This is a genomic window from Mangrovimonas sp. sgz306409 (assembly GCF_059735265.1).
This window is the reverse complement of the sequence record NZ_JCAPEU010000003.1, coordinates 368,969-383,531: the sequence shown is the minus strand read 5'-3', so window position 1 is coordinate 383,531 and position 14,563 is coordinate 368,969. Positions and strand designations below refer to the sequence as shown.

The window sequence follows — 14,563 nt, the reverse complement described above, 5'->3', positions numbered from 1 at the left end:
ATTTGAATTTTGAATTTTAAAACAATACATTTACAACGCTTAAAAAATACCCCACTACAAGATGTCCGAAATGGTTTTACAATTAAAAGACGCCTCTATTTTCCAAGGAGAAAATATGGTGCTCAGCAATGTGAATTTTGAAATGCACAAGGGTGATTTTGTGTATTTAATTGGAAAAACCGGAAGCGGAAAAAGTAGTTTTATGAAAACGCTTTATGGCGATTTGGAACTTACCAAAGGGGAGGGCTCCATCGTGGATTTTGACTTGAGAACGCTAAAGGAAAAGGACATTCCTTTCCTACGCCGCAAGCTTGGAATTGTATTTCAGGATTTCAAATTACTACCAGATAGAACCATCAATGGTAATTTGGAATTTGTTTTAAAAGCAACGGGGTGGAAAAACAAAAATGAAATCACGGAACGCATTGAAAAAGTATTGGACAAAGTAGGTATGAAGACCAAAGGGTTTAAATTTCCTCATGAGCTTTCCGGTGGAGAACAACAACGCATTGCCATTGCAAGGGCCTTATTGAACGAACCAGAACTTATCCTTGCCGATGAGCCTACTGGAAACCTAGATCCTCAAACCAGCATTGAGGTAATGGAAGTGCTGCGTGAAATCAACAAAAATGGCAACACCATCCTTATGGCTACACACGACTATGCCTTGCTTTTGAAATACCCAAGCAAGACCTTAAAATGTGACGAGAATAAGGTTTTTGAAGTGGTGCAGCGCAGGGGTTAGTTATTGAGATATCGCTTCATTTACTTCTTATAGATGTGAGGATTCTTCCTCACACCTTTCTTGAACAATTTTCGCAACATCATTCTTAAATTGGAATCTACATCCAATACAATATTTGTGAACTTATTTTCTGGTCTTCCCTTAAACTTAGTGACATGGAATTTATCTGTAGTTTTCAGGGGCGTATCACTAAAAAAATAATTCGAAATGCAACATCTGCTCTTGTCTACCGTCACTTTATTTACAGAGTGCCAAGAAGTGTCATGAGTGGCCATAACAACAAGCCTGTTAAACTTGCTCTCTACAACTAAAGGCTCCTTTTTTGGTCCATTTGGCCAAAGTTCTAAATGACCTCCAAAGTCAGTTTCCCATCCTGGGGTAACATAATACAACAAGTTAAATACTCTCCAACGCTCTCTTTCGGCATCATGTGAATTATCTAGATGTGGGTGTAAAAAATTGTTTTGAGCCATCAAAGATATACCCCCAGCATACAAAGACTCATCCGCAAATAGCGAAGGAGCGCCACAGATTTCCCCTACCAACTCCACAATATTTTTTTCTTGAAATGCGTAAATAACTTTCTCCAAAAGGGGATTGTGCTGGTTCATCTGGGCAGATACATGCTTATATTCCCTTAAGCTCTTCAACTCTCTCATTTCTGAAGAATCAGGAAACACATCATAGCATTGTTTAGCTAGCTCTTCTGGTAATAAATCATCGATATAAAAATATCCAATTCCAGACTTCGTGCTATTATAGCACGACATAAGATGTTCCTTTTCGCTATTTATTTTATCGTAAATTAATTTAGAAATATCGCTTGATGAAAGAGCTTCCATTAAAAGTATTTTAAAAAACATCGCAATTTACACCTTTTCACAAAAAGCCCTGTGAGATGGATTAAAAAATGTATTTTTGAGCATTATTTTCAAGAATGCTTTCCGTACTCATACCCACATATAATTACGCTGTATTTGAACTCGTAGAAGCCCTTTACAACCAATTGAAAGTTGCAAATATTGCTTTTGAAATTTTGTGCTTGGAAGATGGTTCAAATAATGACTTCATTGAAAAGAATAGAGCCATAGAGAATTTTAATAATACTAGACAGCTAATTTCAAACACCAATCTTGGAAGAACCAAAGCTAGACAGGTTTTATGCGATTCCGCCGAGCATGATTGGCTTTTATTTTTAGATGCCGATGTCATGCCCAAAAAGAGCAGCTTTATCCAGGAATACTTAGATGCTATACCTTTAGGTTCTGAAGCCATTTATGGTGGCATTACCTATAAAAGAGAAAAGCCTCTTCCTGAATATATGTTACGATGGAAATATGGCATTTCCAATGAAGAAGTAAATGCCAAAACCAGAAGTAAAAATCCTTTCAGAAATATAGTTTCCGCTAATTTTTTAATTAAGAAAACTATATTTTCAAAAGTAAACTCAAAAATGTCTCCCAACAGATATGGTTTTGACAAGTATTTTGGTTCTTTACTCAAGGACATGAATACAAAAGTTGTTCATATCAACAACGAAGTTTACCATTTAGGATTGGAAAACAGCAATACTTATCTACAAAAAAAGGAAGAGGCCACAGACACATTGCTCTATTTAATTAAAAATCAAAAAATTGCAAGCAATGACAATAATTTAATTGTTTTATTTTCCTTACTTAAACGCTTTAAACTCAACTATACCTTTGCTTATTTGTTTAAGCTAAATAGAAAAAGCCTTAGAAAAAATTTAACAAGCGGTAACCCTTCTATATCTTTATTACAGGTGTATAGAATTACTTATATGTGTTACAAAGATTTAAATAAGACATGACATCACCTTTTTTTTCAGTAATCATTCCTCTTTACAATAAAGAGAAACATATAAAGAATACCTTAAAATCCGTTATTAACCAAACATTTACAAATTTTGAGGTAATTGTAGTAAACGACGGCTCCACTGACAATAGTGCTGAAATAGTAAATTTCCTCGGAGATGGCAGAATAAAATTAATTAACAAAAAAAATGAAGGTGTATCCATAGCCCGAAATACAGGCATAGAAACGGCCTCTGCTCCATACATTGCTCTTTTGGACGCTGATGATTTATGGAATCCAAATTTCCTTTCAACAATATATAATACGATCCAAGCTTATCCCAATCAGTCTATTTTTTCTGCAGCTATTTCTTTTAAATATCGAAATAAGACTGTACCTGCTCAATATTGTTTCAAGAAATCAACTGAACCAATGGTTTTAGATTATTTCAAAAACAGTCTGAATCAGCCAATTTTACACAGCTCCAGTAGTGTATTCCAAAAAGATATTCTATACAAAATTGGATTTTTTGACCGCAAATTAACAACAGGAGAAGACACGGATATGTGGATAAGAATGGGCATTCATTATCCCATAGTATTTATAAGCGATATTTTGGTCAGCTACCTTTATGATTACAAAAGTTTATCCAACACTAATTTTGATTTAGAAGGCAAACCAAAATTTGATAAGTTTAAAATTGAAGAATTAGACAATAGCCACTTAAAGAAATTATTAGACAGAAATAGATTTTCAATGGCTATTTTAAGCAAACTACAGAATAACAATGACCGTTTCAGGTTCTATAAAAATGATATTTCTCTCAAAAACCTAAAAGCTCAACAACGCATTTTATTGTTTGCTCCTAGAAATATTCTAAAATTACTCCTTTACATCAAATCTGTGAAAGGCATAAAGCTTTACTATAAACCTTTAAAAGACAAGAACTCCTTATAATCTCTTATATAATCCTGCTCATCAAACTCATCCGAAGCCAATACCAAACATACAGCTCCTGAAGAAAAATTCTCGAGTTCCCTCCACATCCCTAATGGAATTAGAAGTCCTTTATTAGGTTTATTAAGCATAACCTTCTCTTTAGTTGCTCCATTATCCAAAACCACTTCAAAACTTCCACTTAGAGCTACCAAAAATTCATATTGTTCTTTATGCGCATGCCCACCTCGATAAGCCGCGCTCGGCACATCATATAAATAATAAACCCGCTTTATCTTAAAAGGAATGCAATCCTTTTCTATTACTGAAAGATTACCCCTAGGATCTTCAATTTTAGGAATGTCTATAATTTTAATGTTCATATATTTTATCTATCTCTCCAGAAGCTTTTAAAGCTTTATATTTTTTTATTGCCTTTAACCCTATGGCAAATTTTCTAGGCATTTCTCCAAAACCAATATACCTGTCCTTCCACATAAACACAGTATATTTCAACAGCCAAAGGTAACTTAAATCCCCAATGAAACGATACTTCGAAACCGTTCTTGCAGAAAATGCACTATCACTTCCCATCATCTTACCGGAAGTCAAATTAGGATGACTTACGATTTTCTTTGAGACATGGATCATTTTAATTCCTTTATCATAAGCATTTCTTAAAAAAACATATTCTTCACAACCTTCAAATTCTGCTCCAAAACCAAAATGACGATTATAATATATTCCATATTTTTTATAAGCCTTCCTATCAAAGGATATTACCCACGTATAAATTTTTGATAGAGTCTTTTTATTATGCACTCCTTCCTTGTAATAATTGGTATAAGCTTTCCCTTCCTCATTTAAAGCTTCAAAAGAAATCATTTGTGCATATGGATTTTTTAAATATGCCTCTAAAATAACCTCTCTTAGGTTTCGTTCATAAACTATATCATCATCAGCCATCAAACAAATATCACCAGTAGCATTTTTTATGGCTAAATTTCTGCTTTTAGGAACCCCAAACCCTACACTGTTAATAACTTTGATATGGTCATATTTGGAAAAAAGCAACTGCTCACCATTTGATTGATTTACAATTAAAATCTTGAAATCTCTATGGTTATTATTCTTAAACATTTGAGTTAAAAACTCTAATGACGTTCGGTTAACTGTCGAGATAAGAATTTCAATAATTGGAGATTTAATTTCCATAAATGGTTTTAAAACTAATGCGATTTAATATTTTTGAAACAAATGTAATTGTTTTATGCGAATATTATTGGTGGGAGAATTTAGTAGGCTTCACAACTCTCTAAAAGAAGGACTTACAAAATTAGGGCATGAAGTTATCTTAATGGGAAACAAAGATGGCTTTAAAGACTATCCTGTAGACATCTATATCAACCACTCTTTCCAAAATTGGTTTTTACATAAATTAAAAGTTGCACTATATAAATTTTCGGGTATTGATCTAGGGGGTTTGGAGGTATACCATAAAGCAAAAAAGCAGATTAAAATACTAGATTCATTTGATGTCATTCAATTCATAAATCAATCTACTTTCCAGCTTTTACCAGAAATTGAAATTAAATTAATAAAATTATTTCTTCAGAAAGGTAAAAAAACATTCTTATTATCTTGTAGCTATGACCACTATTGCATTTCTCACATCATGAACGGAGGGTTTAAATACAGCGTAATGACCCCCTATTTAAACAATCCTGCTTTAAAAAATGAATTCAAATTTCAACTTCAGTTTCTTGACAGTAGATATAAAAAGTTGCATGACTTTATTTCAAAAAATTTCAACGGGGTTATTTCTACTGACATGGATTATCACATTCCCCTAAAAGAAAAGGAAAAATATTTGGGACTAATCCCCAACCCCATCAATAACGACATTATTAAATATGCCCCCCTGAAAATAGATGGAAAAATCAAAATATTTCATGGTATCAACACCAATTCTGCCATCAAAAAAGGAAACCATTTTTTTTCTGAAGCCCTAAAAATTATAGACGAAAAATATAGTGATAAAGTTGAAATCAAAATTACCCATAGCCTCCCATACAAGGAATACATTAAACATTATAACGAATGTCATATACTACTAGATATGGTATATGCTTATGATCAGGGCTACAATGCCCTTGAAGCTATGGCAAAAGGCAAAGTAGTATTTACGGGAGCAGAACAAGAGTGGTTAGATTATTACAATCTAAAAGAAAACATGGTAGTTATTAATGCCTTACCTGATATTCAGTATTTAGTTAAGAAACTAGAATGGCTCATTTTAAATCCAGAGAATATCATTACAATTAGTAAAAATGCAAGAGCATTCATTGAGAAAGAACATAATTATATTGAAGTAGCTAAGAGATATCTCGAAACGTGGGAGACTAACTGAACAAAGACCGTTTAGTTAGATGGCGCATCATCCTTTCATGCTCGCCTTGCCAATCCCTTGAAATCTGTGTTTTCAATAATTTAGCAGGAATCCCTCCTATAAGAACATTTCCTCCCAACCCTGAGTAGTTTTTGTTACACAAAGTACTTGAAGCCACAGTACAATAATCTGGAGTAACAGTACCTTTAAAAATTAAAACCCTCCTTCCAATATAATTATACGCACCTAAAATTATAGGCCTATTGATCGGGTATTTTTCATTGGTTTCAAGATTAACCATTTGATGAAAATCCGTATCTATTACTTCCGATTCTGACCCAATTCTTGTAAAATCATTAAATGTAATTCTATGAGTACAAATTAGCTTAGCCATACTGGCCATACTAGCCATATTTCCTAAACTCAAAACAGCTTCGCTATCTACCAAGATAAAATAATCCTTTCCAAACTGAACCCTACCCTTACATATTATTTTTCCCCTTAAAACAATTTCCGATATTCCAATGCCTTTTGTCGTCATCTCATAAGGCTGACCGAAACCAATCATTCCTCGTTCTACAGGGGCATCAATAATAAACTTTCCTGTTAATTTTGAAAACTTAACAGGACCATAAAAAAACACCGGCAATTTTTTAGCTGTTTGAATCGGAAACATTTTAAAATTAAAATATAATGTCTTGATCCAGTTTACAGAAAAAAAGGATGCTTGCATCTTATAAACAATTCTAAATGGAATGATTATTCTTTTTAAAATTTTTATCATTTCTTATGTAAAAAATGCTTTATATATTCTATCAATCCAATTCGTTTATCCAATTCGTTTAGACTAAATATTGCAGAAATAAATGCTATTAATGTCATCAATGTGTACTTCAAAAATGGAGAAAAAACGCTAAAAATGACTGACATTGCACATAAAACAATTGAATATAAAAAAATTAAATAGAGTCCTTTAGGCAAAGATAAACCATAGCTTACCTTTGTAATAAAAAAGACACCTATAAAATGAAAAAAATAATATACAAGAAGTGCAATCCCCATTCCTGTTAGCCCCCAAAAATGATACCCAGCAATCTCCATACAAAAAAACAAAACATTAAAAAATATGGCTGTTTTTATAAATAGTTTTGAATCACCTTTTGCCAATATTACATACCCAATAGACCATGATAAGGCCTGAAATAATGTTGCCAAAATAGCCCAACTCAAATACCCTTCAATCACCAAAAACTGCTTAGAATACAACATGTTTATAATCAATGGAATAGCGATTAAAAAAATAAGTATGATAGGAGTTATTATAAGAATTGCGATAATAGCCTGTTGATAAACTATCATATTCATTTGAGTTCTATCATGAATAATGGCAGATAAACGAGGGAAATAATCAGTTCTCATTGCTTTAAATATAATCCCAACATAGGAATTAATAATCATATACCCTGCCATATAATATCCAACCTCATCAACACCTCCATAATAACTAATAAACACCTGTATTAAATAAGCTGTAAATAATGTAATCAACCCCCTTAAACTTATCATAAAGCCAAGTTTAAGCATGTGTTTCCCTTCTTTTATAACCTGTCTATAGCCGAGCCTAATATTAGTTCTTTCAATATTTTTTAAATAGGCCCTACTAATTAATAAGGCCAACAACGAAGAAGCTATAATTGTTGGCACAATGGCATCTATTTGAAAATAATAGTATAATGGAAGAGATAGTATTAATCCTAACAAATTGCCATAAAGACTAGCTTTTGCCAAACTCTTCAACTCCCTAAATCCTTGAAGTATTGCCAAATGTCCCTGAGCTAATTGTTGAAATAGCAAACTCACTGAAACCCAAACAAAAGCCAATGTATGTTTATAGTCACCAAACGCTAGCTTACTTAAAATTGGAGATAGCAGTATAGTTAAAACCATTCCTAAAAGCCCAGTAATCCAGAGTATCCGGTTGATTACTCCAACCGCGAATACAACTCTTCTTTTATCAGACTCTTCATTTGCTATTGAAATTTCCCTAACCGCTGTAGTATCAATCCCCATCTTTGAAAATTCACTAATAATATTTAGAGAACTATTCAAAAGTCCAATGATCCCCATCCCCAAGGGACCTAACCAAATAGCCACGAATTTAGACCTAATCAAAGAAATAACAATATTCATAACCTGTACACCCCCAAAAATAGATGTAGCTTTTAGAATTTGTTGATATGATCTTTTAGTAGTAGACATTAGTAATAATCCTAAATACCATTTCCATTTTTATCGGTAACAATACCAAAAAGAGAACTTCCAAACATCAACAATATCACTCCATAATGCATTAAATAACTCGCAAAATGCCCCATTACCGCGCCCTTTACCCCAAAATCATCAATCAAGTAAACACTGGAAAAATACAGCATCACCACTAGGAACAATTGGATAATAATGAAGTGGGTAAACATTTTCTTGGCCAGAAACTGAAAGGCTATGACGAAGGAAAGCACCTTGACAAAATCGCCCAACAACTGCCATAAAAACAAGCCTTCCACAGGCTGAAATTCTTCTGAAAAAATAATATCAATTAAAAAAGACCTTAAAAAATAAATAGACACCAATCCTAATCCGAAGACTGGAATTATAGATTTATAGAAACTAAAAACTTCAGCCCTGAACTCCGACTTATTATCAATTTCACTAAACCTTGGCAAAATATAAAGTGACATAAGAGAATTGACGAACATTAAATAATAATCCGAAATCCGGTTCATGGCTTCCCAATACCCAGCCTCCTTCAGACCAACTTTATCTATAATATAATTTCTAATAAGAATTGACACCAAAGGCAAGGCAAAAGTAGACACCAAAGCCATTAAAGTAAACGGACTGAATTTCTTTAGAATTTCAAAATTGACATTGGTAATTTTGATAGAACCTACCAAACTTCTCTGGTTCATAAAGCCCACAAATGTTATCAAGAATATCAATGAAGGTGCTATTACTGCAGAAATCAACGCACCGTCAATGTTATTTTGGTAAATCAGCAGCAAGGTTACCAGTAACCCTAAAATTTGACCAATAATATTAATGATAAGAAGGATCTTGTATTTGGAAAATCCGTTCATAATAGAAAAGCTGAACATATTCAGCGAATAGAACGGCAGTGCAAGAGCCATGATTTTTATGATATAAGCGTAATTATGAATGGACGAAAACAAAAAATCATTGATAGCATCTGCATTATAATAGCAAATAAATGCAATGAGCATCGTGGCTATAAATCCAAAATAATAGGCCGAAGACAATGTTTGACTAAGTTTAACCGCATCGTTTTTGAATTCGGCGATATACTTCACCAACCCCTTGTAAAACCCTAAAATAGAAAATGATTGAACTGCACTTAAGAAGTTTCTAATGTTTCCAATAAGTGCCAAACCTTCTACACCAATAAAAATGGCAATTGCCTTGGAAGTAACAATTCCCGCCAAAATTTTGGTAATGATTGTAGCGGAATTTAAATGGGCTACCTTAAATAAAACCTTTGTATTGATATAGTGCAGTAACTTTCTCAATTAGTAGGCATTTAAGATATCAATTACACGGCTTACCTCTTTATCCTCCATAACGGGGCTCATCGGGATACTTATCACTTTTTGATGTATTTGATCGGTTAATGGGAGTGACAAGTTACAAAAATTTATCAAGGCTTTTTGACGATGCGGCGGCGTTGGGTAGTGAATTAACCAACCAATGGCGTTATCATCCAGGTATTTTGAAAAATGATCTCTATTTTCAACCTCTACCACAAACACATGGAACACATGGTTATCACTTCCATCATAAAAAGGCAACTTTATTTTTGAATTATTGATCTCGGCAGAATATCGACGAGCAACACTACGACGTTTTTCATTATCCCTATCTAAATTTGGGAGTTTGGCATTTAAAAACATGGCCTGCAATTCGTCCATTCGGCTATTGAAGCCCACATATTCATTGACATACTTCTGCAATCCGCCATAATTTCTTAAAGCAGAAATACACTTTGCCAACTCCGAGTCATTAGTAACCACCGCACCAGCATCACCCAAAGCTCCAAGATTTTTACTTGGATAAAAGCTAAATCCAGCGGCATCTGACAAATTTCCAGCTTTTATACCTTTTGAATTGACCGCACCATGTGCCTGTGCGGCATCCTCAACTATCAACAAACCTTTGTCACTTGCCAAAGAAATAATAGCATCCATCTCTGCTAATTGGCCGTAAAGATGCACAACCAAAATAGCTCTTGTTTTAGGAGATAAGTGCTTTTCAATTTCCTCAACTGAAATATTATAGGTATTTCTATCTGGCTCCACAAAAACAGGAATCAAACCAGCATGCAAGACTGACAATATACTGGCGATATATGTATTAGCAGGCACAATAACTTCATCACCATCCTTTAGTTTCCCCAATTCCAAATAGCCCTTAAAAATCAGGGTAAGTGCGTCCAATCCATTTCCAACTCCTACACAATGTTTGGCACCACAATATTCAGCGAAATTAGCTTCAAACTGTTCAACGCCATTTCCTAAAATATAGTAGCCTGTATCTAAAAACTGTTGAAATTCAAAGTTGAATTTCTTCTCATATTCGGCATTTATTTTATGTAGATCTAGAAATTTAATCATGCTAATTTCAAACTATATATTTCCTGAAGATAAAGATTACACCCCAACTCTTCCTTTTGTTTTAAGAGCCCCGGATTATAGCCTTGTTCGAAGCTATCATCCATAACGGTTCCCATAGAAAAATAGTGTTTCCCTTTTTCTTGGAAATGTTTTATTAAGTGTATGAACAAATAATCAAATGCCCGTAATTTTTCACCTTCTTTGGTAGTTGCTCCATATTGCGATTTTACGACCAATTCATTCTCAAATATGGTGATTCCAGCCAAAATTCTATCCTCATAAAAAATATCAAATTGCCTAATATTATCAGGAAACCTCTCCCTTAACAACTGAATCTCTTCTAAACTATGTACGGGCTTTGTATCAAACTTACTTTGTAAACGTGGCTGTAATACTTCGTTCCAGAACAGAGAAAAGTCTGTGCTTTCTTTAATTACAAACTTCATATCACTATTTCGTTTGTAATGCTTAAGCTTCGTTTTGTGAATTGATAAAGGATGAGCATAATCAACGGCCAATACCATAAATGTCTTGACTAAACTTGCTCCTTTATTTTGAAGCATAAAAGTCATTTCATTGGCTGCCGATTTGCAATAAAAAGAAGGCAAAGTTTTCACATTAAACTGTTTTACCCCTTGTTTTGGCAAAAACTCCAAAATGGCACTTATCATCTCGTTTACCTGCTCAAAACCAATATTGGGTTCCAAAAGTAATCCTCCAAAAGTCAAACCCTGATGTGAATGCAATACTTCCCCGACTCTATTTCCCGGTAACAGAGCTTTTAGAACACCGTGCTTAAATACCAAAAGAGAAAAATCATGGAACCTATCACTATGATATTCCATAAAATTTCTATGGAACAAAAAAGTGGTGTTTTTTGCCTTAGCAACAAAATTATTCCAAACATCGAAGTCGTTTGGAGTATATAATCTTACGGTAAATTTCAAATCTTTGTTTGGTTAGTTCAAGGGTCCTAAAACTCGAAAATCACGCTTATTGCATGACTACTCATAACACTTTTCAAAGATAATATTATTTCGATGGCTTAGTTAACGGACCTTTGTAGAATTTAAGTTTTCCTTTTGAAGAATAAATAATAAAGGTTGATAAGCAGAATTGCAGCGTTGGTCACGATAATGGGCCATGCTGTCTGCAACATAAACCCATAAATTACAAACAGTGCACACCCAACGGAATTAATAATGCGCAACTTAACCAAATCCTTCATGGTAAAAGACAGTAACAATCCAGCTGAGGCCAGATAACCCACCCATTCAGTAAAGCTCACTCCCAAAAATTCCATAATCTTAAATTGATTGTTTAAGATAGTGAAAAAAGTTGAGTATTAAACACCTATACAACCTTTCAAAAAACCACTTAAAAGTATTTCATCTTTAAATTTAAAGTTTTGATTATTCATTCTACTTTTGCTCTAGCTCACTATTTGTGATCAAAGATCACTACAAACCACCTCTGGATTTATGATAATGCCCAAAAAGCTCACAAAAGAAAATTTAGTTATTTCAATCCTGTTTACAACTGTTTTAGTTTTTGTTCTTTCAAAACCTGCCATATATTCCCCCGATACTTATTCATTTTTAAGAGCGATGCCTCAAAGACATCCTTTGTATGTTATTTTTTTAAAAGCACTTTCGAATGTGATTCCCAATAAATCACTTTTCGATTTTTCAATTGTCCTCATACAAGTTTTAATGGGACTGTTATCCGTTTTTATATTTATAAAAAAAATTTCGAGTATACTTCAGCTAAACCTACCAGAAAGATCAATAATATTCGCTTTACTATTATTTCCCTTTTTTCCTCCTCTTTCAGTAGCTAACAACATATGCCCTGAGGGGTTAAGCTATTCCTTTTATTTACTATTCTTAATCCTAGCCCTGGATATTACTATCAAAAAGAATACTAAACATTTAATATATTTTATTGGCACTTACGTTTTACTAGCCCTAACGAGAGGACAATTTATCATCTCTACACTCATTTTTATTGTTCCTTTTTTATCGCAACTTAAGACCAAACCATTTAGCATTACCTTTTTAAAGCAACTGTCATTATTTGTTTTAGCTCCAATATTTGTCATATTAATAGACAAAAGCTACCACAAATTAAAAGATGGATATTTTAAAACTACCCCTTATGGGTTTGTTAATGCATCTGCGTTGGCATTTTATGTGTCCAATGAAGACAATTCAAATTGCTTCCAAGACAAAAAAGAAAAGGATATTTTTTTAAGGAGCATTAAAACGCTTGATGACAAAAAGTTGTTAATGTCCAACCAAAAAGCAATTACGGATAAAGAAAAGTATTATTTTTTTCACACCCACGTCCCCCCCATTTGCAATAGAACGATTCATACAGAAACTATTAATTTTTTCAAAGAAAAAGTCATCCTAACAGATGAAAAACAAAAAGACGCCTACGCCCTTTTTAATTCAGAAGCAGCTTTAAAAAACATAACCCTAAAACTCATAAAAGTTAATTTCCAACAATGGATTAGAATGTATTTCCAAAATATGAAATATGGTTTTAAATCTATTTTCTTGTTGCTTTTTATTATAGGGGTATTCTGTTATAGCTCGATTAAACTTTTTTATAATTACAACAAAAAATATGCGTTACTATTTATTTTCTCTTCACTAACCCTATCCAATGCAGTATTGGTAGCATTTGCCAGCCACTCAATTATGAGATATCTGTTTTACAACTACATTTCAATCTTACTTATTTTTATATTGATTTTTAAGCTCCTTAGTAAAAATGAAAAATCCATTTGAACTATCTATCGTTATGCCTTGCCTAAACGAGGCAGAAACTTTAGAGACTTGCATTAATAAAGCGAACCTGTTTTTTTCAAAAAACAATATAAACGGGGAGATTATCATTGCTGACAATGGTAGTACTGATGATTCCATTCAGATTGCAGAAAGGTTAAAGGCAAAGATTGTCAACGTAAAAGAAAAAGGTTATGGAAGTGCCTTAAAAGGCGGCATTGAAGCTGCCCAAGGCACCTATATAATCATGGGTGATGCCGATGATAGCTATGACTTTGAATCTCTTTCACCCTTTTTAAAAGAGCTTCGTAAAGGAACTGATCTAGTTATGGGTAACCGATTTAAAGGAGGCATAAAAAAAGGCGCGATGCCTTTTCTCCACAAGTATTTAGGCAACCCTGTTTTATCATTCATAGGAAGGCTCTTTTACAAAATCGACATTGGAGATTTTCATTGTGGTTTAAGAGGTTTTTCTAAAGAAGCATTCGAAAAAATGGATCTAAAAACTCCAGGAATGGAATTTGCATCAGAAATGATTGTGAAATCAAAATTGAAAAATCTAAAAATCACCGAAGTTCCAACAGTGTTACATCCTGATGGAAGAAGTAGAAAACCTCATTTAAAAACTTGGAGTGATGGCTGGAGACATTTACGGTTTTTATCGCTCTATAGCCCAAATTGGCTTTTCTTATACCCCGCCATATGCCTAATGTTTTTTGGCATATTAAGCTCCTTAATACTCATTATGAACCCTGTTCATTTTAAAGACGTTGTTTTTGATATACACACTCTTTTATATACCTCTAGTACAGTATTAATCGGATTTCAATTTTTTGTTTTCTACTGTATGACCAAAATTTATGCAGTTGAAAATGGTTTGTTACCAAAAAGCAATCGCTACGACAAATTATTTAAATATATCAATTTAGAACGCGGGTTGATATTAGGGGGATGTGTATTCCTTTCGGGAATTATTTTAAGCTTCTACGGGGTGTCAATATGGGAACACACAGGCTTCGGGAATTTAAATCCCACTAATACTCTAAGAGTAATTATACCTGCAGTTTTCACGATGCTACTAGGCATTCAAATCATCTTGTTCAGTCTATTTTTCAGCATATTGGGATTAAAGAATAATCGCTAATTATAAAATAAAAATACGATCTAAAAAAAAGCGAAACCTTTAAAGGTTTCGCTTTTTAAA

At 33.4% G+C, this 14,563-nt stretch carries 15 protein-coding genes; 6 read left to right on the top strand and 9 right to left on the bottom strand.

The features are described from left to right. The first annotated feature begins 61 nt into the window (after positions 1–61). Positions 62–745, top strand: a complete 684-nt coding sequence (locus AC6I5C_RS07430) for a cell division ATP-binding protein FtsE (protein ID WP_053975767.1) — start codon at positions 62–64, stop codon at positions 743–745. A gap of 20 nt (positions 746–765) precedes the next feature. Here AC6I5C_RS07430 and AC6I5C_RS07425 read toward each other — a convergent pair whose 3' ends face one another. Next, positions 766–1,587, bottom strand: coding sequence for a 2OG-Fe(II) oxygenase (locus AC6I5C_RS07425; protein WP_497904615.1), 822 nt, complete (start codon positions 1,585–1,587; stop codon positions 766–768). A 95-nt stretch (positions 1,588–1,682) separates the two neighbouring features. Between AC6I5C_RS07425 and AC6I5C_RS07420 the strand changes: the two genes are divergently transcribed. Next, positions 1,683–2,576 (top strand): glycosyltransferase family 2 protein, encoded by an 894-nt coding sequence (locus AC6I5C_RS07420; RefSeq protein WP_497904614.1) that lies wholly within the window; start codon positions 1,683–1,685, stop codon positions 2,574–2,576. Then, positions 2,573–3,517, top strand: coding sequence for a glycosyltransferase family 2 protein (locus AC6I5C_RS07415; protein WP_497904613.1), 945 nt, complete (start codon positions 2,573–2,575; stop codon positions 3,515–3,517). Before AC6I5C_RS07420 ends, AC6I5C_RS07415 begins: the two co-directional genes overlap by 4 nt. Here AC6I5C_RS07415 and AC6I5C_RS07410 read toward each other — a convergent pair. Both AC6I5C_RS07410 and AC6I5C_RS07405 read right to left on the bottom strand, forming a co-directional pair. Next, positions 3,484–3,879: a sugar 3,4-ketoisomerase gene (locus AC6I5C_RS07410; RefSeq protein WP_497904612.1), complete on the bottom strand. Its 396-nt coding sequence runs from the start codon at positions 3,877–3,879 to the stop codon at positions 3,484–3,486. The two genes, AC6I5C_RS07415 and AC6I5C_RS07410, sit on opposite strands and share 34 nt — an antisense overlap. Further along, complete coding sequence (locus AC6I5C_RS07405; protein ID WP_497904611.1) at positions 3,869–4,711, bottom strand: glycosyltransferase family A protein; 843 nt, start codon at positions 4,709–4,711, stop codon at positions 3,869–3,871. The genes AC6I5C_RS07410 and AC6I5C_RS07405 overlap by 11 nt, the downstream gene beginning before the upstream one ends. Positions 4,712–4,766: 55 nt before the next feature. Between AC6I5C_RS07405 and AC6I5C_RS07400 the strand changes: the two genes are divergently transcribed. Then, a complete protein-coding gene (locus AC6I5C_RS07400; RefSeq protein WP_497904610.1) occupies positions 4,767–5,906 on the top strand; it encodes a glycosyltransferase in 1,140 nt (379 codons plus the stop codon). Here AC6I5C_RS07400 and AC6I5C_RS07395 read toward each other — a convergent pair. From AC6I5C_RS07395 to AC6I5C_RS07370, 6 genes are all read right to left on the bottom strand, one after another. Next, positions 5,899–6,669, bottom strand: a complete 771-nt coding sequence (locus tag AC6I5C_RS07395; protein ID WP_497904609.1) for an acyltransferase — start codon at positions 6,667–6,669, stop codon at positions 5,899–5,901. The genes AC6I5C_RS07400 and AC6I5C_RS07395 overlap by 8 nt on opposite strands. Continuing rightward, the gene (locus tag AC6I5C_RS07390) at positions 6,666–8,144 is read right to left on the bottom strand and encodes an oligosaccharide flippase family protein (RefSeq protein WP_497904608.1); all 1,479 of its coding nucleotides are present in this window, start codon (positions 8,142–8,144) and stop codon (positions 6,666–6,668) included. The genes AC6I5C_RS07395 and AC6I5C_RS07390 overlap by 4 nt, the downstream gene beginning before the upstream one ends. An 11-nt stretch (positions 8,145–8,155) precedes the next feature. Beyond that, positions 8,156–9,466: an O-antigen translocase gene (locus tag AC6I5C_RS07385; RefSeq protein ID WP_497904607.1), complete on the bottom strand. Its 1,311-nt coding sequence runs from the start codon at positions 9,464–9,466 to the stop codon at positions 8,156–8,158. Next, on the bottom strand, positions 9,467–10,567 hold the full coding sequence (locus AC6I5C_RS07380; RefSeq protein WP_497904606.1) for a DegT/DnrJ/EryC1/StrS family aminotransferase: 1,101 nt from the start codon (positions 10,565–10,567) through the stop codon (positions 9,467–9,469). Beyond that, a complete protein-coding gene (locus tag AC6I5C_RS07375; RefSeq protein ID WP_497904605.1) occupies positions 10,564–11,514 on the bottom strand; it encodes a GNAT family N-acetyltransferase in 951 nt (316 codons plus the stop codon). Before AC6I5C_RS07375 ends, AC6I5C_RS07380 begins: the two co-directional genes overlap by 4 nt. 122 nt (positions 11,515–11,636) lie before the next feature. Beyond that, positions 11,637–11,870 (bottom strand): hypothetical protein, encoded by a 234-nt coding sequence (locus tag AC6I5C_RS07370; protein WP_053977021.1) that lies wholly within the window; start codon positions 11,868–11,870, stop codon positions 11,637–11,639. Positions 11,871–12,054: 184 nt separating this feature from the next. On the opposite strand from AC6I5C_RS07370, the gene AC6I5C_RS07365 reads away from it, so the two are divergent. Together AC6I5C_RS07365 and AC6I5C_RS07360 are read left to right on the top strand one after the other, a co-directional pair. Further along, positions 12,055–13,362 carry a hypothetical protein gene (locus AC6I5C_RS07365; protein ID WP_497904604.1) on the top strand — a complete coding sequence of 436 codons (1,308 nt, stop codon included), beginning with the start codon at positions 12,055–12,057 and terminating at the stop codon, positions 13,360–13,362. Continuing rightward, the gene (locus tag AC6I5C_RS07360) at positions 13,346–14,503 is read left to right on the top strand and encodes a glycosyltransferase family 2 protein (protein ID WP_497904603.1); all 1,158 of its coding nucleotides are present in this window, start codon (positions 13,346–13,348) and stop codon (positions 14,501–14,503) included. Before AC6I5C_RS07365 ends, AC6I5C_RS07360 begins: the two co-directional genes overlap by 17 nt. The last annotated feature ends 60 nt before the right edge of the window (positions 14,504–14,563 follow it).